Origin of the sequence: Flavobacterium foetidum (genome assembly GCF_004634245.1) — a bacterium.
Classification (GTDB): domain Bacteria; phylum Bacteroidota; class Bacteroidia; order Flavobacteriales; family Flavobacteriaceae; genus Flavobacterium; species Flavobacterium foetidum.
The window spans coordinates 282,047-305,401 of sequence record NZ_SJTF01000001.1 but is presented as its reverse complement, the minus strand read 5'-3'; the positions used below and the strand labels follow the sequence as shown (position 1 = coordinate 305,401).

General features: G+C 35.3%; 14 protein-coding genes. 9 read left to right on the top strand and 5 right to left on the bottom strand.

Going from position 1 to position 23,355, the window contains the following annotated elements; genetic code table 11:
* The first annotated feature begins 163 nt into the window (after positions 1 to 163).
* Together E0W73_RS01275 and E0W73_RS01270 are read left to right on the top strand one after the other, a co-directional pair.
* A complete protein-coding gene (locus tag E0W73_RS01275) occupies positions 164 to 2,155 on the top strand; it encodes a DUF349 domain-containing protein (protein ID WP_135220272.1) in 1,992 nt (663 codons plus the stop codon).
* A gap of 240 nt (positions 2,156 to 2,395) precedes the next feature.
* Entirely contained in the window at positions 2,396 to 2,815 is a 420-nt protein-coding gene (locus tag E0W73_RS01270; RefSeq protein WP_135220271.1) for an OsmC family protein, read from the top strand.
* A 67-nt stretch (positions 2,816 to 2,882) separates the two neighbouring features.
* Here E0W73_RS01270 and E0W73_RS01265 read toward each other — a convergent pair whose 3' ends face one another.
* Positions 2,883 to 4,151 carry a tetratricopeptide repeat protein gene (locus E0W73_RS01265; RefSeq protein WP_135220270.1) on the bottom strand — a complete coding sequence of 423 codons (1,269 nt, stop codon included), beginning with the start codon at positions 4,149 to 4,151 and terminating at the stop codon, positions 2,883 to 2,885.
* Between the two features lie 35 nt (positions 4,152 to 4,186).
* Positions 4,187 to 6,826: a DNA gyrase subunit A gene (gene gyrA / locus E0W73_RS01260; RefSeq protein WP_135220269.1), complete on the bottom strand. Its 2,640-nt coding sequence runs from the start codon at positions 6,824 to 6,826 to the stop codon at positions 4,187 to 4,189.
* Between the two features lie 256 nt (positions 6,827 to 7,082).
* Here gyrA and E0W73_RS01255 point away from each other — a divergent pair, with 256 nt between their 5' ends.
* From E0W73_RS01255 to E0W73_RS01245, 3 genes are all read left to right on the top strand, one after another.
* On the top strand, positions 7,083 to 9,629 hold the full coding sequence (locus E0W73_RS01255; RefSeq protein ID WP_135220268.1) for an ATP-dependent Clp protease ATP-binding subunit: 2,547 nt from the start codon (positions 7,083 to 7,085) through the stop codon (positions 9,627 to 9,629).
* 341 nt (positions 9,630 to 9,970) lie between these two features.
* Positions 9,971 to 11,338, top strand: coding sequence for a 30S ribosomal protein S6--L-glutamate ligase (rimK, locus tag E0W73_RS01250; protein WP_135220267.1), 1,368 nt, complete (start codon positions 9,971 to 9,973; stop codon positions 11,336 to 11,338).
* Between the two features lie 111 nt (positions 11,339 to 11,449).
* On the top strand, positions 11,450 to 11,971 hold the full coding sequence (locus tag E0W73_RS01245; RefSeq protein WP_135220266.1) for a DUF421 domain-containing protein: 522 nt from the start codon (positions 11,450 to 11,452) through the stop codon (positions 11,969 to 11,971).
* Between the two features lie 89 nt (positions 11,972 to 12,060).
* On the opposite strand, the gene E0W73_RS01240 is transcribed toward E0W73_RS01245, so the two are convergent.
* The 3 genes from E0W73_RS01240 to hutH are packed head-to-tail and all read right to left on the bottom strand — an operon-like array spanning position 12,061 to position 15,639.
* Positions 12,061 to 13,401, bottom strand: a complete 1,341-nt coding sequence (locus tag E0W73_RS01240) for an inorganic phosphate transporter (protein WP_135220265.1) — start codon at positions 13,399 to 13,401, stop codon at positions 12,061 to 12,063.
* Positions 13,402 to 13,431: 30 nt separating this feature from the next.
* Complete coding sequence (locus E0W73_RS01235) at positions 13,432 to 14,076, bottom strand: DUF47 domain-containing protein (RefSeq protein WP_091491116.1); 645 nt, start codon at positions 14,074 to 14,076, stop codon at positions 13,432 to 13,434.
* A gap of 48 nt (positions 14,077 to 14,124) precedes the next feature.
* Entirely contained in the window at positions 14,125 to 15,639 is a 1,515-nt protein-coding gene (gene hutH / locus E0W73_RS01230) for a histidine ammonia-lyase (RefSeq protein WP_135220264.1), read from the bottom strand.
* A gap of 569 nt (positions 15,640 to 16,208) precedes the next feature.
* Here hutH and thrA point away from each other — a divergent pair.
* The 4 genes from thrA to E0W73_RS01210 all read left to right on the top strand — a co-directional run bounded on the left by thrA (position 16,209) and on the right by E0W73_RS01210 (position 23,319).
* The gene (gene thrA / locus E0W73_RS01225) at positions 16,209 to 18,656 is read left to right on the top strand and encodes a bifunctional aspartate kinase/homoserine dehydrogenase I (RefSeq protein WP_135220263.1); all 2,448 of its coding nucleotides are present in this window, start codon (positions 16,209 to 16,211) and stop codon (positions 18,654 to 18,656) included.
* A 199-nt stretch (positions 18,657 to 18,855) separates the two neighbouring features.
* Positions 18,856 to 19,779 (top strand): homoserine kinase, encoded by a 924-nt coding sequence (locus E0W73_RS01220; protein ID WP_135220262.1) that lies wholly within the window; start codon positions 18,856 to 18,858, stop codon positions 19,777 to 19,779.
* Between the two features lie 106 nt (positions 19,780 to 19,885).
* The gene (thrC, locus tag E0W73_RS01215) at positions 19,886 to 21,175 is read left to right on the top strand and encodes a threonine synthase (RefSeq protein WP_135220261.1); all 1,290 of its coding nucleotides are present in this window, start codon (positions 19,886 to 19,888) and stop codon (positions 21,173 to 21,175) included.
* 248 nt (positions 21,176 to 21,423) lie between these two features.
* Entirely contained in the window at positions 21,424 to 23,319 is a 1,896-nt protein-coding gene (locus E0W73_RS01210; RefSeq protein WP_135220260.1) for a DUF4435 domain-containing protein, read from the top strand.
* Positions 23,320 to 23,355 lie beyond the last annotated feature (36 nt).

Genomic DNA, 23,355 nt, shown 5'->3' with positions numbered 1-23,355 from the left:
CTTTTAACAAATCAGTAAAAAAATAGTAATCATTATTTAAAATCAGCATAATGAATAAGAATTTCATCCTAAATTACATCATAAACGTGCGATTTATTTTGTATTTAGAAACACCTTTACTATCTTTCGCAATGTTTAAAGTAAAATCCTTATACATTTAAAGATGTTAGAAGAAAAGAATGATAACCTGCACGAAGCAGACGGAAAATTAGGAATCGATATGAGCGATGCCGCACAACATGATGCTCCTGAAAGTAATAAAACTGACAAAGCACATGAAAATGCTGTTTTAAGTACTAACGCTGAGGCTGAAAAACTAGAGCCAACAGAGCAGACAGACCATCAAGAAGCGCTGGACGCCATCACAAATTCAAACGCTGAAGAAGGCGAAGATGAAACACTAAAAGGTAGACATGAAATCCCGATGAAGGATTATGACACTTTTACATTGGACGCTCTTGTGGATGAATTAAAACAACTGGTAAATACAGACAAAATTATGTCTGTAAAAGATCATATTGAAGAAATTAAAAAATCATTTTTATCTAAATACAATCATCTTTTAGATGAGAAAAGAGAAGAATTCAACGCCTCAAAAGAAGATCCAAACGAAGAATTTGAGTATCATTCTCCTCTAAAAAATAAATTTGACGAATACTATAATGTGTTCAGAGAAAAAAGAAATGTTCACTTTAAACATTTACAAACCAATCTAAAATCAAATCTAGAAAACAGACTTGCCATTGTTGAGGAACTAAAAGAACTTATAAATCCTCAGGAAAACATAAAAGACACTCTTAAACATTTTAATGATTTAAGAGAAAGATGGAAAAATGCGGGTCCGATTCCAAAAGATAAATACAACCATGTCTGGAACAATTACCACTTTCATGTAGAAAATTTCTATGATTATCTGCACTTGGATCGAGAAGCAAGAGATTTAGATTTTAAACACAATTTAGAGCAAAAGCTAAAAATAATTTCTCGAGTAGAACAACTAGCTGAAGAAACTGATATTAACAAATCTTTCCGCGAACTTCAGGATCTGCACAGAATCTGGAAAGAAGAAATAGGTCCTGTTTCTAAAGAACATCGCGATAGCATCTGGAACAAGTTTAGCGAACTCACTAAAAAAATCCATGATAAAAGAGAGATTTTATTTGAAAACCAAAGAGCTGGCGAACAGCAAAATCTTGAAACTAAAAAGGAAATAATTGCCAAAATTGAAGCGTTAGGGACTGAAAAAGTAAATTCGCATTCGCAATGGCTGGTGCAGATCGAAAAAGTAGAAGCGCTTCGTAATGAATTCTTTGCAGCTGGAAAAGTTCCTGCCGAAGTAAACGAAGAGACTTGGGCCGCATTTAAAACTGCCGTACGCAATTTTAATGCATTCAAAAATTCATTTTACAAAGACATCAAAAAAGACCAAAATGAGAATTTGAATAAAAAGCTGGCACTGGTCGCCAAAGCAAAAGAATTGCAAGAAAGCACCGACTTTGCTTCTACAACGCCAATAATGAAGCAAATTCAGGAAGAGTGGAAACAGATCGGCCATGTTCCTAAAAAATATTCCGACAAAATCTGGAAAGATTTTAAGGATGCGTGCAATTATTATTTTGACAAATTAAAAGAACACAAATCTGAAGAAAACAGTGAAGAAGTAGCCGCTTTTGACAATAAAAAAGCTTATTTAGACACTTTGAGAGCGTTCCAGCTTACAGGAGACCATAAGACCGATCTTGATGCTATAAAAGCTCATATCGAAATCTGGAAGGGTTATGGAAAAGTGCCTTTCTCGAGACGTCATATTGAAGGAAAGTTCAACAAAATTTTAGATGCTCTTTTTGAAAAATTAAGTCTGAGCAAGAAAGAAAGCGAAATGATGCGTTTTTCTAATAGAATAGACTCTTTGTCTGACAGCAATGATACACGTAAACTGGACAATGAAAAGATCTTTATTATGCGCAAAATTGAAGAGGTTCAGAATGAGATTTTCCAGCTAGAAAACAACATTCAGTTCTTTGCCAACACCAAGAATTCGAAAAAAGAAAATTCAATAGTATTAGAAGTTAGAAAAAACATTGCTATTCACAAAGAAAGTCTTGAGGTTTGGAAAGACAAGCTAAGACAGCTTCGAAATTTAAACCAGGAATAAAACAATCCATATCTCAAATTTTTAAATTCCAAATTTCAATTGATCAAATCGATTGGAATTTGGAATTTTATTTTTTTTAATCGTTCCAAAAGATAAACATGCTGAAAGTCTTTTTTTTTATGAATTTACTTTCAAATAACAAATTGATAAATTAATACTAAAAAATATTCGTTATATTTGAGTTACCACTAGTTATTGATATTCAATAAAATACAAGTATTAATTTTAATCACTAAGAAAATGAAATTTACTAGAAAAGCTCATGCCAACTGGCAAGGAACCGGTATGGAAGGAAAAGGAACCATTAGTACGCAGAGTACAACCCTAGATAATGCTCAATTATCATTTAAAACCAGATTTGCAGACGGAGTTGGAACAAATCCAGAAGAGTTGGTTGCAGCGGCCCATTCAGGCTGTTTTACGATGCAATTAAGCTTTTTACTCAACGAAGCAGGCTTTACAGCTGACGATCTCACTACAGAAGCAACTGTAACTTTTGAAGACGGAACAATAACACTTATTCATCTAGACTTAAAAGGAAAAGTGCCTTCTATTTCAGCAGAAGAATTTGAAGCCACTGCTGCCAAAGCAAAGGAAATCTGCCCTATTTCCAAACTGCTGAATACCACAATCACACTATCTGCATCATTAATAAGCTGATTTAAAAATAAGCATAAAAAAACCAAGGTCGACAACCTTGGTTTTTTTTATTATTTATAATGTGCTATTACATTTTTGCTTTTACAGCTTTAGCTTCAGCTGTCATTTCAAGAGCATTGTAAACACCGATAAGGGTTTTAGCAATATCTTCGTTTTTAGGATCTAAATCGTTTGCTTTTTTAAGGTAAGGAATTACGCTTTTGAATACGTTTTCTCTCTTAACTTTTAATTCATCATAACGTTTCATGTCTTTAGCAGAAGTACCCAATTTATTCATCTCGTCAATGATTGGTTTTTCAGCCTCCAATTTCAATACAGATAAATTGATGTAAGCATTTGCGTAAGCAGGATTAATCTCGATTGCTTTAAGATAGTATTTCTCAGCGTCTGCATTGTTTTTTGCTCCTGCACTGATAACTCCTAAATTGAAAACTAAATCGGCGTTATTTGGTTCTTTTTGCAATGCTTCATTTACTAATACTTTGTATTTTTCGTAATCTTTAGTTTCAAGATACAAGTTAGCTTCAGTTAGAATTAATGAAGAATCCTCTGGGTTTGCTTTTCTAGCATCAGCAATTGCTTTTTTAGCATCTTCTGTACGTCCTTTTTGAACTAAAATCAAAGCAAGATTTTTGTAGATTTCACCTCTTTTAGAAGGAATCACTTCTGTTTTAGGTTTTTCGTGAGTTCCTAATTTTAAAGCTAAATCTCTTTCTTTTGCACTACTGAAACCTACTTCAGTTCCAGAAGCTTTGTCAACCGCAGTATAAGAAGTTCCTTTCCCTGAATAATTTAAATTCTTCAATTCTTCGTACATTTTCAATGCCCCGTCAAAGTCCTGTCCATTAACTGCAGTTGAAGCCGCATAGTACAAATTGATGGTATCTTTTTTATCCAATAAATAAGCATCATATAATTTTTTTGATCCTTCAGCATTTTTGTTAGACTGAGTATCTGCAATCGCAGAGTTGATCAATTTTCCTTTGATATCAGTAATCGATGTTGCTGCTTGAGTAGAATATTTCTGTTTTCCAGAAGCTTTTTCGATATCAATCAGTTTTTTATAACTTTCTGCAGAAAGGCTTAAATTCTTGCTTTCATCAACTTTTTTGTTAGCCAAATCAAGGTAAGCATTTCCTTTTACAAAATAAAACTGAGCTTGTTCAGTATCTTTAGCATTTGCCACCATATTCTCGGCATCATTCAAAATTGAAATCGCTCCCTGAGCATCACCACCTTTTAATGCCTTTTCAGCATTCTTTATTTGGTCTTTTTGAGCAAAAGCTGCTGCAGAAATCAGTAAAGCTGATGCGAATATTACATATCTACTTTTCATAATAATCTAATTTGTATTTGTTTTCTATTTATTGTTTATTCTTCAGATTCCTCTTCATCAGATTCTTCTTCATCTAAATCCTCTTCTGTTTCGTCCTCTTCCTCCTCTTCTACTGAACCTTCGTCTTCGAGAACTTCCATATCAGGCTTAACCCTTTCAATTGCAGATTCGATAACATTTCCGTCCTCATCGACTACAACTTCCTCAGCTTCGTCTTTCATTACCGTTGTAACGGCAGCAATAGAGTCTTTACCTTTTAGATTGATAAGTCGCACACCTTGAGTAGCACGTCCCATCACACGAAGATCTTCAATAGCCATTCTGATGGTCAATCCTGATTTGTTGATGATCATTAAATCATCAGAATCTGTAACAGCATTGATTGAAATTAATTTTCCTGTCTTATCGGTAATGTTAAGAGTTTTAACCCCTTTTCCACCACGGTTTGTAATTCTGTAAACATCTTCGCCATCATCGTCAACCAGTTTCGTACGTTTACCGTATCCATTTTCTGTTACAACCAAAATCTGCGAATCATTGACGTCATTTTTAGCAACAGTAACCATACCAATTACTTCATCGGTATCATCTTTTAAGGTAATTCCGCGAACTCCAGAAGCTGTTCTTCCCATCGGACGTGTTTTGGTTTCCTCAAAACGAACTAGCTTACCAGACTTAACAGCCAATATAATCTGGCTTTCTCCATCTGTCAATTGCGCTCCGATCAATTCGTCACCTTCCTTAATTGTAATCGCTGCGACACCATTTGCTCTTGGCTTAGAATATTTCTCTAACGAAGTTTTCTTCACCTGCCCTTGTTTTGTAACCATTACGAGGTTATGGGTATTGATATAATCTTTATCTTTTAAATCTTGCGTGCAAATGAAAGCTTTTACTTTATCATCGCTTTCGATATTTACAAGATTCTGAATCGCACGACCTTTTGCGGTTTTGCTTCCTTCTGGAATTTCGTAAACACGCATCCAGAAACATTTTCCTTTTTGTGTAAAGAACATCATGTACTGGTGGTTTGTTGCCACAAACATATGCTCTAAGAAGTCCTGATCTCTTGTTCCGGCACTTTTTTGTCCAACTCCTCCTCTATTCTGCGTTTTATATTCAGTAAGATTCGTACGTTTGATATAACCTGCATGAGAAATGGTAATTACCACATTTTCGTCGGCAATCAAATCTTCTATACTTACATCACCTCCAGAATACTCAATTTGAGAACGTCTGTCATCTCCGTATTTATCGCGAATTTCTACTAACTCTTCCTTAATAAGGTTGATTCTAAGATTAACGTCTGCTAATAAAGCTTTTAAATGCTCAATCAACTTCATCAATTCGTCATATTCCGCTCTCAATTTATCCTGCTCCAGTCCTGTTAACTGGCGAAGACGCATTTCTACAATTGCGCGAGCCTGAATGTCAGACAATTTAAATCTTTCGATTAATTTTTCTCTTGCCTCGTCAGTATTTTTAGACCCTCTAATTAACGCAATTACTTCATCAATATTATCAGAAGCAATGATTAATCCTTCTAAAATATGGGCTCTTTCTTCTGCTTTTCGTAATTCAAATTGTGTTCTTCTTACTACAACATCGTGACGGTGCTCAATAAAATAGTGAATCATATCCTTTAGATTCAGCAGTTGAGGACGTCCTTTTACTAATGCAATATTGTTTACACTGAAAGAAGATTGTAACTGAGTATATTTATATAAGGTATTTAAAACAACGTTTGGCGTAGCATCGCGCTTTAAGATATAAACGATACGCATACCGCTTCTATCCGATTCGTCTCGAATATTGGCAATACCATCAATTTTTTTCTCGTTAACCAAATCAGCCGTACGTTTGATCATTTCGGCTTTGTTTACTTGGTACGGAATCTCGGTAACCACGATGCATTCTCTTCCGTCTACTTCTTCAAATCCAACTTTTGCACGCATCACGATACGTCCGCGGCCGGTTTTAAAAGCTTCACGAACACCTTCATAACCATATATTATACCTCCCGTCGGAAAATCTGGAGCTTTGATATGAGTCATTAATTCGTCTACTTCGATATCATTATTATCAAGATATGCTAAAGTACCATTGATAACCTCGGTTAAGTTGTGAGGAGGCATATTAGTTGCCATACCAACCGCAATACCAGTTGCTCCGTTTACCAATAAAGTAGGAACCCTTGTCGGCATTACCTTTGGTTCATATATAGTATCGTCAAAGTTGAGCTGAAAATCAACTGTTTCTTTTTCGATGTCTGCCATAATTTCTTCAGAAATCTTACGCATTCTGGCCTCAGTATAACGCATTGCCGCTGGACTATCACCGTCTACAGAACCAAAGTTACCTTGACCGTCAACTAATAAATAACGCATACTCCATTCCTGAGCCATACGAACCATAGCGTCATATACAGATGTATCTCCGTGCGGGTGGTACTTACCCAGAACCTCCCCCACGATTCTCGCAGATTTTTTGTGGGCAGATCTTGAGGTTACTCCTAAATCATACATTCCATAAAGAACTCTTCGATGTACTGGTTTCAAGCCATCTCTAACATCAGGAAGTGCTCTCGATACAATTACAGACATCGAATAATCGATGTAAGCTGATTTCATTTCATCCTCTATGTTAATAGGAATTAACTTTTCTCCTTCAGACATAAGTTGTTATATTAAATAATTATATTAGTTTCAAAGCGTGCCAAGATACGTTTTTTTAAAATTTTTTCAGCTATTTCCTTACACTTATTTAAATGATTTATTAACAACTTTATTTTGCCTTTTAGTTAATAAATTAAGCGTTTTTTAACGCTTTTATTCTCTTTTTTTTCGTCTATTAGCTGACAGGACATTCAAAGGGTACGGTTTTTGTTTTTAAAACAGTAATTCACTAAATTTACAATACCAATTATATATTATGGATGATAATTTTTCACCAAGAGTAAAAGATGTTATTACATACAGTAAAGAAGAGGCCCTTCGTCTTGGCCACGACTTTATTGGTACTGAACATCTAATGCTGGGCATTTTAAGAGATGGTAACGGAAAAGCTATTCATATACTTAATAACCTAGCTGTCGATTTAGATCATTTACGCAGAAAGGTAGAAATACTAAGCCCTGCCAACTTGAGCGTTGAAGTAAATACAGAAAAGAAGAACCTTCACTTAACCCGACAGGCCGAAAGAGCCCTGAAGACCACTTTTCTTGAAGCAAAAGTATTTCAAAGTTCATCAATAAGCACGGCACACCTGCTTTTATGCATCTTGCGCAACGAAAACGATCCCACAACCAAGCTGTTGAATAAACTTAAAATAGATTATGACATAGCTAAAGAACAATATTTAAATATGACGCCAAACGAAGAAGAATTCTTAGAAAACCTGCCTCGTAATGAATCGTATAATGACGATCCAGGACAAGATGACAGTCTAAAAGAAAGCAGTTTTAATAATCCAGCCAATAAGTCAAACAAAAAATCTAAGACTCCGGTTTTGGATAATTTTGGGAGAGATTTAACAGAAATGGCTGAAGAGGGAAAACTGGATCCTGTTGTTGGACGCGAAAAAGAAATTGAACGTGTCTCTCAGATTTTAAGCCGAAGAAAAAAGAACAACCCGCTTCTTATTGGAGAGCCTGGTGTCGGTAAATCTGCTATTGCAGAAGGACTTGCATTACGAATCATCCAAAAGAAAGTTTCTCGTATTCTTTTCCATAAACGTGTCGTAACTCTTGACCTTGCCAGCTTAGTTGCCGGAACAAAGTACAGAGGACAATTTGAGGAAAGAATGAAAGCTGTTATGAACGAGCTTGAGAAAAATGATGACATCATTCTTTTTATTGATGAAATCCACACCATTGTAGGTGCTGGAGGAGCAACAGGTTCGCTTGATGCTTCAAACATGTTCAAACCAGCTCTTGCTAGAGGCGAAATTCAATGTATTGGCGCCACTACTCTTGATGAGTACAGACAATATATTGAAAAAGACGGCGCCTTAGAGAGACGTTTTCAAAAAGTAATTGTAGAACCAACTTCTGTTGAAGAAACAATTGCAATTTTGAACAATGTAAAAGATAAATACGAAGATCACCATAACGTAACGTATACACCAGAAGCAATTGAAGCCTGCGTAAAGCTTACCGATCGTTATATGTCTGAGCGTTTCTTACCAGACAAAGCTATTGATGCCCTTGACGAAGCCGGATCTCGTGTACACATTACCAACATTGATGTTCCGAAACAAATTTTGGATTTAGAGCGTCAGTTGGAGGAAGTTCGTGAGCTTAAAAATATGGTTGTTAAAAAACAAAAATATGAGGAAGCCGCAAAACTTCGTGATGACGAAAAACGCATCGAAAAAGATCTTGCTTTGGCTCAGGAACAATGGGAAGAAGATTCTAAAAACAACAGAATCGAAGTTACAGAAGACAATGTTGCCGATGTTGTATCGATGATGACCGGAATTCCTGTTAACCGAATTGCACAAACAGAAAGCAACAAATTGGCTAAGTTGCCTGAGTTGATTCAGAATAAAGTGATTGGACAAAACGAGGCCGTTCTTAAAATTGCTCGTTCTATCCAGCGTAACAGAGCAGGACTAAAAGACCCTAACAAACCTATCGGTTCGTTTATCTTCTTAGGTCAGACTGGTGTTGGTAAAACGCAATTGGCTAAAGTATTAGCAAAAGAATTATTTGATTCTGAAGATGCTTTGGTTCGTATCGATATGAGCGAATACATGGAGAAATTTGCGATTTCTCGTTTAGTTGGAGCGCCTCCGGGGTACGTCGGGTACGAAGAAGGCGGACAATTAACAGAGAAAGTTCGCAGAAAACCATATTGTGTTGTTCTTTTAGACGAGATAGAAAAAGCGCATCCAGACGTATTCAATATGATGCTTCAGGTTCTAGATGACGGTTATTTGACGGATAGTTTAGGTCGTAAAATCGACTTTAAAAACACTATTATTATCATGACATCTAATGTTGGCGCTCGTCAGTTGAAAGATTTTGGGCAAGGTGTTGGATTCGGAACTGCAGCCAGAACAGCTCAAGCCGATGAAAACTCTAAAAGCATTATCGAGAATGCTTTAAAGAAAACTTTTGCTCCTGAATTCTTAAACAGAATTGATGATGTAATTGTGTTCAACGCATTAGAAAAAGCTGACATCGATTTGATTATCGAAATCGAATTGAAAAAATTGTATTCTCGTATTGCTGACTTAGGATACAAGTTGAGCTTAACTGACAAAGCTAAAGCATTTATCGCTGAAAAAGGTTTTGACAAACAGTTTGGAGCACGTCCTTTAAAAAGAGCAATCCAAAAATATGTTGAAGATTTGCTAGCTGAAGAAATCATTACCTCGAAAATACATTCTGGCGATGAAATCTGGATGGATTTAAAAGATGATTCACAAGAATTATCAGTTGAGATACATAAAGCAGAAGAACCGACTAATCAATAAATTAGTCAAAAATTATAACACATATAACATGCCCGTTACGTTTTCATAACATAACGGGTATTTTTTTTATTAAAAATCACTATCTTTAGTAAAAGCAAATAGCTATTTTTGAATTTAAATTCTATAACAAAACCTGTTGGGTAGTGAAATTAAAAAAACAATTAAACACATAAAAACATAGATTTTTATTTTACTAAAGAAAGAAACTAGTTTGTAACACATGGTTCCGATAGCAGTCGGGATGAATTTATGCAAGCGAAACGCCTTTTATGCAGTTTCAACATTATGTTTCTTGTTTAAAATAATTACAACCAACAAATCATAAAACTAAATAAATATATATGCTTCAAAACAAAGTCATTTTAGGCAGCGAAGAATGGTGCTCATTTCCAGAACTTGGAATTCCGACAATCAAAGCTCGTGTTGATTCTGGTGCCAAAACTTCGGCAATGCACGCTTTAAACATAGCTCCTTTCATAAAAAATGATGCCAATTGGGTTAAATTCGACATTAATCCGATTCAGAATAATATCAAAACGATTATTCATTGCGAAGCACCTTTGGTTGACAAACGAATCGTTAAAAGTTCGAGCGGTTTTAGAGAACATCGTTACGTTATACAAACTAGTTTAAAAATAGGCGATGCCAAATGGCCAATCGAAATGACTCTGACCAACCGCGATTCTATGGGATTTCGAATGCTTTTGGGGCGCGAAGCTATGAGCGGAAGGGTTTTGGTCGATCCTGAACAGAAATATCTTCTGGGACAGCCTACACCAGAATCGCTTAAGGAATTGTATAAAAATTCAGAAAAAGCAACAACTGGTTTACGAATCGGGCTTTTGGCGAGTAATCCTGAATTGTACAGCAACAAACGCATCATGGAAGCCGGCGAAATGCGCGGTCATGAAATGCATTTTTTAAACATTAAGGAATGCTATATGAAACTTGATGCCAAGACACCAGAAATTCATTATCGAGGCGGAAAAATCTTAAATCAGTTTGATGCTATCATTCCGAGAATTCGTCCGAGTATTACTTTTTATGGTTGTGCGCTCACACGTCAGTTTGAAGCTTTAAAGGTATTTTGTTTAAACTCTGCTACAGCGATAACACAATCAAGAGATAAATTATATTCTTTACAGTTACTTCTAAACAGCGGAATTGATATTCCAACAACTGGTTTTGCCAATTCTCCTCTTGACACAGACAACTTAATCAAAATGGTTGGCGGCTCACCCTTAATTGTAAAATTATTGGAAGGAACACAAGGAAAAGGGGTTGTTTTGGCCGAAACCAAAAAAGCAGCAGAAAGTGTTATCAATGCTTTCAAAAGTTTAAATGCTAACATCTTAGTTCAGGAATTCATAAAAGAAGCAAATGGAAAGGATATTCGTTGTTTTGTAATTGATGGAAAAGTAGTTGCAGCAATACAGCGTGAAGCGATGCCGGGCGAATTTAGAGCCAATATTCATTTGGGGGGCACTGCTTCTGTAATCAAAGTAACTCCCGAAGAAAAAAAGATTGCCATTAAAGCCGCAAAGGCAATGGATCTAAAAGTGGCAGGTGTCGACATTATACGTTCTTCTAAAGGGCCATTATTGCTGGAAGTTAATTCTTCTCCAGGTCTTGAGGGAATTGAAGGGGCAACAAACAAAGATGTGGCCGGAGAAATGATTAAAGCGATAGAGAAGAATTTCAAATTATAACTAAGTTCATTTAAACTTAATACCGGATAAATATTTTAGCAGCTTTGTCAAAGTTTAGGATTTTGACAAAGCTTTTTTTATTTAACTTTAAGTTATACAAAAGAATCAAAAATGACACAATTTCCTTATTTTGATATTATTCTTAGAAGTGTCGCCGTTTACTTCTTCATGACGATTGCGTTGAGAGTTTTTGGGAAAAAAGAACTTTCTCAGCTAAATACTGCCGACGTAATATTGATTTTACTAATCAGTAACTCCGTTCAAAATGCGATGGTTGGCCCAGATACAAGTTTGACAGGAGGTCTGGTCGCCGCTTTGGTTTTGTTTGTTATTAATTATGTCATCAAAAAACTAACTCACAGATATAAGATTTTCGGCGATTTATTATTAGACAAACCGCAAATTTTAATTCACGACGGAAAACTGGATTTCAAAACTTTAAGCAAACTCGATATTTCCGACGAAGAACTAAAAGAAGCTATGAGAGAACATGGAATCGAATTTTTTAAAAACGTAAAACTGGCAATGCTGGAAATAGACGGAACAATCAGCATCATTTCTGAAGATCAGCAGAAACTAAAACAAACACATTACAAGAGAAGACATAATCGGAAGAATTTGCAGAAGTTTTAAAAGCAAAAAAAGCTGATTTCAAAATCGAAACCAGCTTCTCTATATGGATAAATGTGATGTAATTCACATATTATTTCAAAATCATTTTCCTAGATAAATACACTTAAAACAAAGTATATCAAACCAGCTAAAATCGCTGAAATCGGAATAGTTAGGATCCAAGCCCAGATTAAGCTTACCGTAACTCCCCAGCGAACTGCAGAAACACGTTTTGTCAACCCTACTCCAATAATAGAACCTGTAATAGTATGTGTTGTACTTACCGGAATTTTTAAGTGTTCTGTAAAGTAAAGCGTCAAAGCACCTGCAGTCTCTGCCGCAACACCTTCAAACGAACTTACTTTTGTGATTTTAGAACCCATTGTTTTTACAATTTTCCATCCACCGCTTAGAGTACCGGCAGCAATTGCAGAATAACAGGCCAATGGAATCCAAGAAGGCATTCTAAAAGCACCATCTTCTGAAGGAAGAGCCACATCTAACCAAGGATCCATATGGACACCAGGATTTGTATTGATATAAACAACAACTGCCGCAGCAATAATTCCCATTACTTTTTGAGAATCGTTCCCACCATGCCCTAAACTAAATGCAGCAGAAGACAATAATTGCATTTTCTTTAAGGCAGCATCCGCTTGATGAAGATTTAAACTACTGAAGATTAAACAAAAAGCACTTACAGTCAATACAATAAAAGCTACTAAAAACCATTTAATATTGTGCGGCTCAAATGCTACGCTCCAAAAAACAGAGGAAGCAAAACGAGGCTTATGTCCGTCTTTTACAATTTCATCATAAGGAATCATTTGCGCATAAACAAACCATATTGTTGCAATCATCAAAGCAACTGTAAATATTTTTGGCCCAATACTTTTACGAGAAGCATTTAGCAACCAAATAGAAATCAAATAAGACGCTAAAGCTCCCAATAGTGGCGCTAAAACGATAAAAGCAATAATGATAAGAACTCCCGAAGGCATTCCGCCATCTTTCCCGGCTTTGTACCAACTCACTATATCGTACCAGTGATGAGTAGCTCCATCTGCACCAACATACCCAGAAAAACCATGAACTGCAATAGCGTGTGCTACAGCCGCTCCGGCAAAACCACCGATTAATGTATGAGAAGAACTTGAAGGAATTCCTAACCACCAAGTCAATAAATTCCAGCAAATTGCGGCAATAACCCCGGCTAAAATCACTACAAGGTCAATCTGCATCGTATCTGCTGTTTTGGCAACAGTATCTGCCACACCAAATCCGAAAACCCAATAAGCCAGAAAGTTAAAAAACGCTGCCCAGACTACCGCCTGAAAAGGTGTTAGAACCTTTGTAGCAACAACAGTCGCTATAGCATTTGCCGCATCATGAAAACCATTGATGTAATCAAAAATTAAAGCTAATACTATAATTAATATAAGTATAGTCATAAGATTATAACTTCAGAATGAAAAATTGAATTAAGAATGTTTTACAGAAATAGATTCTAGTATATTCGCAACACTCTTGCATTTGTCTGTTGCAGATTCTAAAACAGATAACACTTCTTTATATTTAATGATATTTTTAGCGTCTGTTTCGTTTTCAAAAATTTCAAAAACTGCTTTGTTATAAACGTTATCCGATTTGTTTTCTAGTTTGTTGATTCTAGCACAAGCATCCTTGATAACTTTAAAATTCTTTAGATTTCTCAACTCTTTTACAGCGCTGTCAATGTTCTGACAAGCCTCAAGGTTGATTTCTGTCATCTTTCTGATAGATTTTGTAATCTTATCAACTTGATACAATCTCATACGGCTAGATGCACCGTGAAGGTAATCTGCAACGTTATCGATAGAAGTAATTAATGTATGGATATCTTCTCTGTCAAAAGGAGTAATGAAGTTACGGCTCAGCTCTAAGTTTGTCTGACGTGTAATATCTTCACCTTTTTGTTCTAATTCGTCAATTTTCTGAAAAAGAATTTCTCTTTCTTTTAATGGTAAATTTACAGCTTCGTGTAAGTTAGAAGCTAATTCAATTAAATTGCTTGAAGCTTCTTCAAAAAGTGGAAAGAATTTCTTGTCTTTCGGCACTAAAAATTGGAAAATACTGTTTATTGACATTTGTTTATTTTTGATAGTGCAAAATTACTTCAATAATATTTTACAATGTTAAGCCATTGTTAACAAATCGTTTTCTATTTGAAAACTAGACAAGAACGAAATTGTATTTTCAATATCGATATGCAAGATCCTATCTTCTTTAACCAAAGGCACCACTTCTCGGTAACTTCCTAAAAACATTTCAATGAAATCACTTGATTTTAAAGGCTCTCGGTAGGCAATTGCTTGAGAAGCGTTTAATAATTCGATAGCCAAAATACGCTCTAAATTGTCTAAAATTCGTAAGGCTTTTGTTGCTCCGTTTGCCCCCATGCTCACGTGATCTTCCTGTCCATTGCTCGAAACAATGCTGTCGACACTTGCCGGAGTTGCCAATTGTTTGTTTTGGCTCGCAATACTGGCCGCTGTATATTGCGGAATCATAAATCCTGAATTCAACCCCGGATTATCTACCAAAAACGCAGGCAGATTGCGCAATCCTGAAATTAACTGATAAGTTCTTCTTTCTGAAATGCTCCCTAATTCGGCCAAGGCGATTGCTAAAAAATCCAAAGCCAATGCTAAAGGCTGACCATGAAAATTTCCGCCCGAAATAATCTGATCCGCCTCTATAAATATATTCGGATTATCGGTAACCGAATTAATTTCAGTTTTGAATACTTTGCGAACGTAATCAATGGCGTCTTTCGAGGCTCCGTGAACTTGCGGCATGCAACGGAAAGAATACGGATCCTGAACGTGTTTCTTTTGTTGAGCAATAATTTCGCTTCCGTCTAAGAATTCAGCAATTCGCTGTGCAGTTACAATTTGTCCTTTGTGCGGACGTATATAATGTATCAATTCATTAAAAGGCTCGATTCTTCCATCAAAACCTTCTAAAGAAATAGCTCCAATCAAATCTGCTAGATACGAGTATTTATAAGCTTTTATCAAGATATGGGCTCCATAGGCACTCATAAACTGAGTTCCGTTCAGCAAAGCCAGACCTTCCTTAGATTGTAAAACGATGGGTTCCCAGTCAAAATGTTTTAAAACGGCTGCAGCTTCTGTTTTTTTTCCTTCAAAAAGCACTTTACCTTCGCCAATCAATGGCAGTGATAAATGTGCTAAAGGCGCTAAATCTCCCGAAGCTCCAAGAGAACCTTGCGTATAAATTATTGGAAGAACATCATTATTATAAAAATCAACTAAACGCTCTAAAGTTTTCAATTGAACCCCAGAATGACCGTAACTCAAAGATTGTATCTTTAGCAAAAGCATCATCTTTACGATTTCGGCAGGAACTTCTTCGCCTGTTCCGCAAGCGTGCGATTTCACTAAGTTTTCCTGAAGCTTGGAAAGGTTTTCATTAGAGATTTTTACGCTATAAAGAGACCCAAAACCAGTATTGATTCCGTAAATTGGTTCAGAATGAGACATCATTTTTTTGTCTAAATAATCACGGCATTTCTGAACATTGACTTTTGCCTCTTCCGACAGTTCAAGCAATTTATTAAAGCTTATAATTTCGTGAAGCGTTTCTAAGGTTATAGTCTCGGTACTTATATAATGAACCTCTCTCATGATGATTTCAAATTTTGAAACACCAAAATTCAACAAATCAACATTAAAAAGCAACAAATTATCACAATAATTAAAATTTCATAAACCACAAATTCATCTGTTGTATAATTCTCAATCCTAAAAAAAGCGCTAACTGTACAATTTTAAATCTATTTTCAGCTAAAAACCAATTCTTTGATAGGCTTAAAACAGCTTTAGACGGAATCTGAAATATAGCAAAACCTCAACTTAACATCTTTAATTTTGACAAATGCTCAATATCGAATAGTTGAGATTTGAATTATTAAAATATTCGTAAAAAGGCTTTTGGGGTTTTTAACTTTTGCAAAAAGCTGTACTTTTGAAAAATCAAAAATGAAAAATAACAGCAAAAAATATCAATCTACTATCATTACAGCTCTAACTGAAGCTGCAATTGCTGCTATTACAACTTCTACTACAACAACTACTACCCCTTAGGGGTATACATTTTTACATATAATCCAATTTGTCTATACTTTTTTCGTGAAAGAAGAAAGGTAATGGATACATGAAAACTATTGCATTTCAAAAAAATAAAAATATCAAAAATGAAAGTATTAAAATTTGGCGGAACTTCTGTTGCCAATGCTCAAAATATAAAACTCGTTCTCGAAATTGTTGAACAAAAAGCAAAACAAGACCAATTAGTTGTAGTAGTATCCGCTTTAAGCAAAGTGACCGATTTACTGCAATCGGCAGCAGCCAAAGCAGCGGCAAACGATGAAAGCTTTAGAGAGGTTGTAGCAGAAATCGAGAAAAAACATCTTGACACGCTTAAAGAGCTTATTCCGGTAAGTGAACAAAGCAGTCTTTTAAGTCACGTAAAAAGAATCATCAATCACTTAGAAACTTTATTGGACGGTTGTTTCCTTTTAGGAGAATTATCTCCAAGAACTGCTGACACTATTTTAAGTTTTGGTGAATTACTTTCATCTTTCATCATTGCGCAGGCATTGCAGCAAATCAATAAAAATGCGGTTTATAAAGACAGCCGTGAATTGATTAAAACGGATCATAACTACGGAAAAGCAACTGTAAATTTTGAGATTTCTAACAATCTGATCCAGGAATATTTCGGACAGAACAATAGCCAAATCAACATTTTGCCAGGTTTTATCGCACAGACTCCCGACGGAATTACAACAACTCTAGGGCGCGGCGGTTCTGATTATACTGCAGCTATTATCGCTGGAGCACTTAATGCGGAACAACTGGAAATCTGGACTGATGTAAACGGAATGTTTACTGCAAATCCGAAGATTGTAAAACAAGCAAGACCTATTGCAACAATCTCTTACCAAGAAGCAATGGAGTTGTCGCATTTTGGAGCAAAAGTTTTGTATCCGCCTACCATTCAGCCGGTTTTAAGAAAAAATATTCCGATTTTAATCAAAAATACTTTTGAGCCAGAAGCCGAAGGAACATTAATTTCAAACCAGCCTTCTTCAAACGATACGGTTGTAAAAGGAATCAGCCATATCGACAACATTTCGCTTTTAACTCTTGAAGGGCCAGGAATGATTGGTGTTGCGGGTTCGTCAAGACGTTTGTTTGAAGTATTATCTCAGGAAAAAATCAACGTTATTTTTATTACTCAGGCTTCATCTGAGCATTCTATCTGTATCGGAATCCTGAATTCTGATGCTGAAAATGCTGAAACTGCTATTAATAAAGCTTTTGAAATCGAAATTTCACAAAACAAAATCGACCCTTGTTATGTAGAAAAAGACCTGTGCATTATTGCTTTGGTAGGCGAAAACATGAAAAACCACCAAGGTTTGAGCGGAAGAATGTTCAGTACTTTAGGAAAAAACAACGTAAACATTCGCGCCATTGCACAAGGTGCTTCTGAAAGAAATATTTCGACTGTGATCAATGAAAGAGATGTTAAAAAAGCACTAAACACGCTTCACGAAAACTTCTTTGAAGAAAACACAAAACAGCTGAATCTATTTGTAATGGGAGTTGGAAATGTGGGCGAGAAATTCATCGAACAAATTCACAACCAGAAGAAATTCTTAAAAGAGGTTTTAAAAATCAATGTGCGAGTTATTGCTTTATCAAACTCCAGAAAGATGCTTTTTGATGAAGACGGAATCTCTCTAAAAGATTGGCAGTCGACTTTGGATAAAGGAGAAGAAGCAATTCCGACAGAATTCATTGCCCGTGCGAAAGAACTGAATTTAAGAAACAGCATTTTTGTAGACATTACAGCCAATGCAGGCGTTTCTGATATGTATGAAAAATTCTTAAAAGAAAGTATTGCCGTTGTAACCTGCAACAAAATTGCTTGTTCATCTGCTTACGACAATTATAAAAAACTAAAAAGCCTTTCTCGCCAATACAACGCTCCTTTCTTGTTTGAAACGAATGTTGGTGCGGGATTGCCAATTATTGATACGGTAAAAAACTTAATTGCTTCTGGCGATAAAGTGCATAAAATTCAAGCCGTTTTATCAGGAAGTCTGAACTTTATTTTCAACAATTTTGACGAAAACAATTCTTTCCACGATGTGGTAAAAGAAGCCGGCGTTCAAGGTTTCACAGAACCAGACCCAAAAATCGACTTAAGCGGAATTGACGTTGCTCGTAAAATCTTAATCTTAATTCGCGAAAGCGGTTACGAAATGGATATTGACGCCATTGCAAACGAGTCGTTCTTACCAGCAGAATGTTTAGCGACAACAAACAACGAAGATTTCTTTGCTTCGTTAATCAAACATGCTGCTCATTTTGAAGGCATTTATAAAGAAGCTTTAGCCAAAGATTCAAGATTGAAATACGTTGCGCAATTCGAAAACGGAAAAGCAAGCGTAGGTCTGCAATTTATTCCAAAAGATCATCCTTTCTATAATTTAGAAGGAAAAGACAATATCGTGCTTTTCTACACCGATCGTTACGTAGACCAGCCTTTATTGATCAAAGGAGCCGGTGCCGGAGCTGCGGTAACAGCATCAGGAATTTTTGCTGACGTTATACGCATTGGGAATGTATAGCCGCTAAGGCACTAAGACGCTAAGTTTCTAAGTTTTTTTAAGTCTTAGCAAAACAAAATAAACTTTGCGTCTTAGTGCCTTCGTGGCAAAAACAAAAAACAAAAAGCCTTTGCGTCTTAGCGCCTTCGTGGCAAAAAAACCAAAGCCTAAAAAAATAAAACTTTGTGACTTTGTGCCTTCGTGGCAAAACCAACCAAAAATGAAAGAAATAAAATTATTCTGTCCCGCTACAATTGCCAACCTCTCCTGCGGATTTGACGTATTGGGACTTTGCTTAGACAATGCGGGCGATGAAATGATTGTTCGAAAAGTCGATCAAAAAGGAGTTCGAATCACTAAAATTGTCGGTGCCGATTTGCCTTTGGAAACCGAGAAAAACGTTTCTGGAGTTGCGGCTTTGGCCATGTTGAAAACTTTAGACGAATTGGATTTTGGATTTGAAATCGAAATTTATAAAAACATAAAAGCCGGAAGCGGTATCGGAAGCAGTGCGGCGAGTTCTGCCGGAGCAGTTTTCGGAATTAATGAATTATTAGGAAGACCCTATTCTCGTAAAGATTTGGTTCAGTTTGCGATGCAGGGCGAAAAATTAGCCAGCGGCAACGCGCATGCCGACAACGTTGCTCCTGCCCTTTTAGGCGCTTTTACGTTGGTAAGAAGTTATTCGCCTTTGGACATTATCAGAATTGACAGTCCAGAAGAATTGTACGCAACGGTTGTTCATCCGCAAATCGAATTGAAAACGTCTGATGCGCGTTCGGTTTTAAAACAAAACGTTTCCCTAAAAAGCGCTATCACGCAATGGGGCAACGTAGGCGGATTGGTTGCAGGTCTTTACACTAAAGATTACGATTTAATTGGAAGATCGCTTCACGACGAAATCGTTGAGCCAGTTCGAAGCGTTTTAATTCCAGGTTTCGACCAAATCAAACAAACGGCTTATGAAAACGGCGCTTTAGGTTCTGGAATTTCTGGTTCTGGCCCATCAATATTCGCTTTAAGCAGAGGAAAAGAAACCGCTGAAAAAATCGCAAAAGCCATGAGCGATGTTTACGAAAAAATGAATTTACCGTATGAAATTCACGTTTCGAAGATTAATCCTGATGGAGTAAGAATTCTCTAAAAGCAATATTACTAACCATATAAGTGATATAAGTTCATTTAACAAAAAACGCAAGCAATTAAATGAACTTATATGACTTACATGGTTTAAAAAATAAAAACACAAAATGAAATACTACAGTTTAAACCATAATGCCCCAAAAGTTTCTTTTCAGGAAGCCGTTATACAAGGATTAGCCACTGATAAAGGATTATATTTCCCGGAAAGTATTACACCGCTTGATCCTTCTTTTTTTGATAAAATCGAAAGTTTAAGCCATGAAGAAATCGCTTTTGAAGCGATTAAACAATTCGTTGGAGACGAAATTCCAGCAGACAAACTAAAAGAAATCATTGCAGAGACTTTAGTTTTTGATTTTCCTGTTGTGAAAGTCGAAAACGGAATCTATTCGCTAGAATTATTCCACGGGCCGACAATGGCATTTAAAGACGTTGGAGCGCGTTTTATGTCGCGTTGTCTGGGTTATTTCAATAAAGACAAAAAAGAGGCTAAAAACACCGTTTTAGTAGCAACTTCGGGAGATACAGGCGGAGCGGTTGCGAGCGGATTTTTAGGCGTTGACGGCGTTGATGTTGTCATTTTATATCCGTCTGGAAAAGTGAGCGATATTCAGGAAAAACAATTGACCACTTTAGGGCAAAACATTAAAGCACTTGAAGTTGACGGTGTTTTTGACGATTGTCAGGATATGGTGAAAAAAGCGTTTTTAGACGAAACTCTGGCGCACAAAAACCTGACTTCTGCGAACTCTATTAATATTGCGCGCTGGTTACCACAAATGTTTTATTTCTTCTTTGCTTACAAAGCATTGAAAAGCCAAAACAAACCTTTAGTTTTCTCTTGCCCAAGCGGAAACTTCGGGAATATCTGCGCCGGAATTATGGCAAAAAAATTAGGTTTGCCAATTGAACATTTCGTTGCCTCTACAAACGTAAACGATACCGTGCCAAGATTCTTAGAAAACGGAAAATACGACCCGAAACCTTCTAAAGCGACAATCTCTAACGCCATGGATGTTGGAAACCCAAGCAACTTTATTAGAATTCAGGAATTGTACAACAATGACTTAAAAGCATTCGAAAAAGACTTTTCTTCTTATAGTTATACGGATGAAGAAACGCTTGAAGCGTTAAAGAAAATCTACAACACAGACGGTTATATCGCAGAACCACACGGCGTTGTTGGATATTTAGGTTTGAAAAAAGAACTGGAAAAACACCCTAACGCCATTGGTATTTTCTTAGAAACAGCGCATCCTATTAAATTCTTAGATGTGGTTGAACCGGCGCTAGGAATTACGCTTCCTATTCCTGCTCAAATTGAGAGTGTTATTAATGAGGAGAAAGTTAGTGTGAAGATTGGGACTTATGAGGAGTTGAAGAGCTTCTTGGGGTAAAGAACATATGATAAGTTATTAAAGCGAGTAAAAAAATTTTACTCGCTTTTTTATTGCATAACACTATAAATCATTTTGAATTGAAGTAAGGAAATCCGTAAAAATTGGCAAGAAAAAATACATATATTTGAAAAGCAAAAAAACAAAGCTTCTCTTATCTACCCTAATTTTTTAGATTTTTACACGAAGGTTTGTTTTACTTACAAATGAATTAGTTATAAGATTACCAAAACATTACACCAAATAAAATGAATAAGGAAGAAATATTAAATTTGATAGTTGAAAAGCAAAACCATATAAAAATAATTAAAGAAAAGTTTGAAGCATTAAATTCTGAAGACGACAAATTATATGAATATTACAAAGAAGTAAATTTTACCGAAAACTATTTATTTGAAATCTCTAAAGAATTGGCGGATGAAATAATCCCAAAAATATTTTATAATAAGATATACAATAACATTTCCGCCGTAAATACTAATAATTTATTTCATACATTAAACAATCCACTTTATGTAGTAAATACCGATAGTTTAAAAACTTATTATGAACATAATAAGTTGAATACAACAGGAGCGTTTGTTACTTATAAATTTTATAAAGATTTAGGTTTCTTTACAGAAAATATTGTTGTTGTTGGTGCAAATGGTTCTGGCAAATCAACTTTAGCAAATAATCTTAAAACAGTAATTGACGAGAAAGATGGTATTGTTATTCCTGCCCAAAAATTATTAATTATTCCAACTTTTGACAACACACCTAATTATAATAGCTCAAGCAAAGAATATAATGAATATCAAAAAAATTATAGGGACAGTAAGATAACTTATAATGCATCGAAAACTGACGACATCCCATATGCAGAAACAAAAAAATATGGTTCTGAATATAAGTATGTTTTAAAAACATTAATAGCTGAAAGAGCATATATTAGAAATACTTTCTGTACAAATTTTTCTAAAGATTTAGAAGTTAATAAAGAGGATTTACACAGCAAGTTGGATACTGCAATCGAAATTTGGAACTCATTAATTGAGCATCGAGTAATGTTTTTTAATGAAAGTAATGAACTTATGATTAAAGATCCATCAATTGGAAGCGATTACCCTGCTTATAAAATGAGTGATGGTGAAAAAAATATACTTTACTTAATCGGAAGGGTTTTATTGACAAATACCAACTCATTAATTATAATTGATGAACCAGAAATGTATCTTCACAAAGCAATTGTGAATAAACTTTGGGATAAATTAGAAGTTCTAAAACAAGATTGCATTTTCATATATTTAAGTCACGATTTGGATTTTGCTTCTTCAAGAAAAGCTCAAAAATATTGGATTAAGAATTTTCAGTTTCCAATAAATTGGAACATAGAAAGTATCCCTGAAAACGATATTCCTGAAAATCTACTAATGAAACTTTTAGGTAGTAGAAAGCGAATTTTATTTTGTGAAGGAAAAATTAATAGTTTAGACATAAAGATATTTGAAATATTATTTCCAAATTTCACAATAACGCCTTTATCCAGCTGTAAAGATGTAATTAATTACGTACGCTCCTTTAACAAAATTCCAAATAGAAATGTGGAAGCAATTGGGTTCATTGATAGAGATTTTAGAATCGATGAACAACTTGAAAAATTAGAAACCGAAAATATATATTCATATTCAGTTTCAGAAATTGAAAATCTATTTTTAATAAAGGAATTCGTAGCTAAATATGCAGAATATAAAAAAGAAAACATTGATCTACAAAAATTAGAAGACAAAGTATTAAAATTACTTGATAAGAATAAAGTATTACAAGCTTCTTATTTTGCTTCTTCATACATAAATTATAATTTCTCTGAATCCCACGTTAAAAAAGGAAATGATTTGAAAAATGTACAAACGAATCTTGAAAATTTCATAGCAAACTTAAATATAGAAAATATTTACAATGAAAGAATAAAACTATTAGAACAAATCGTTAAAAATAAGGATTATGAGCAAGCTATAATGCATTATAACAATAAAGGATTATTAAGTATTATTGAAGATCTATTATCCTTAAAATCTAATTCTTATCGTTTAAAAGCTTTGGACTTTTTAAAAATAAATGAAGAAGCTCAAAATATTATAAAACGCGCACTTCCAAGTATTTGAAAATTATCACCCCACTGACGCGAGCGTCCCGCTCGT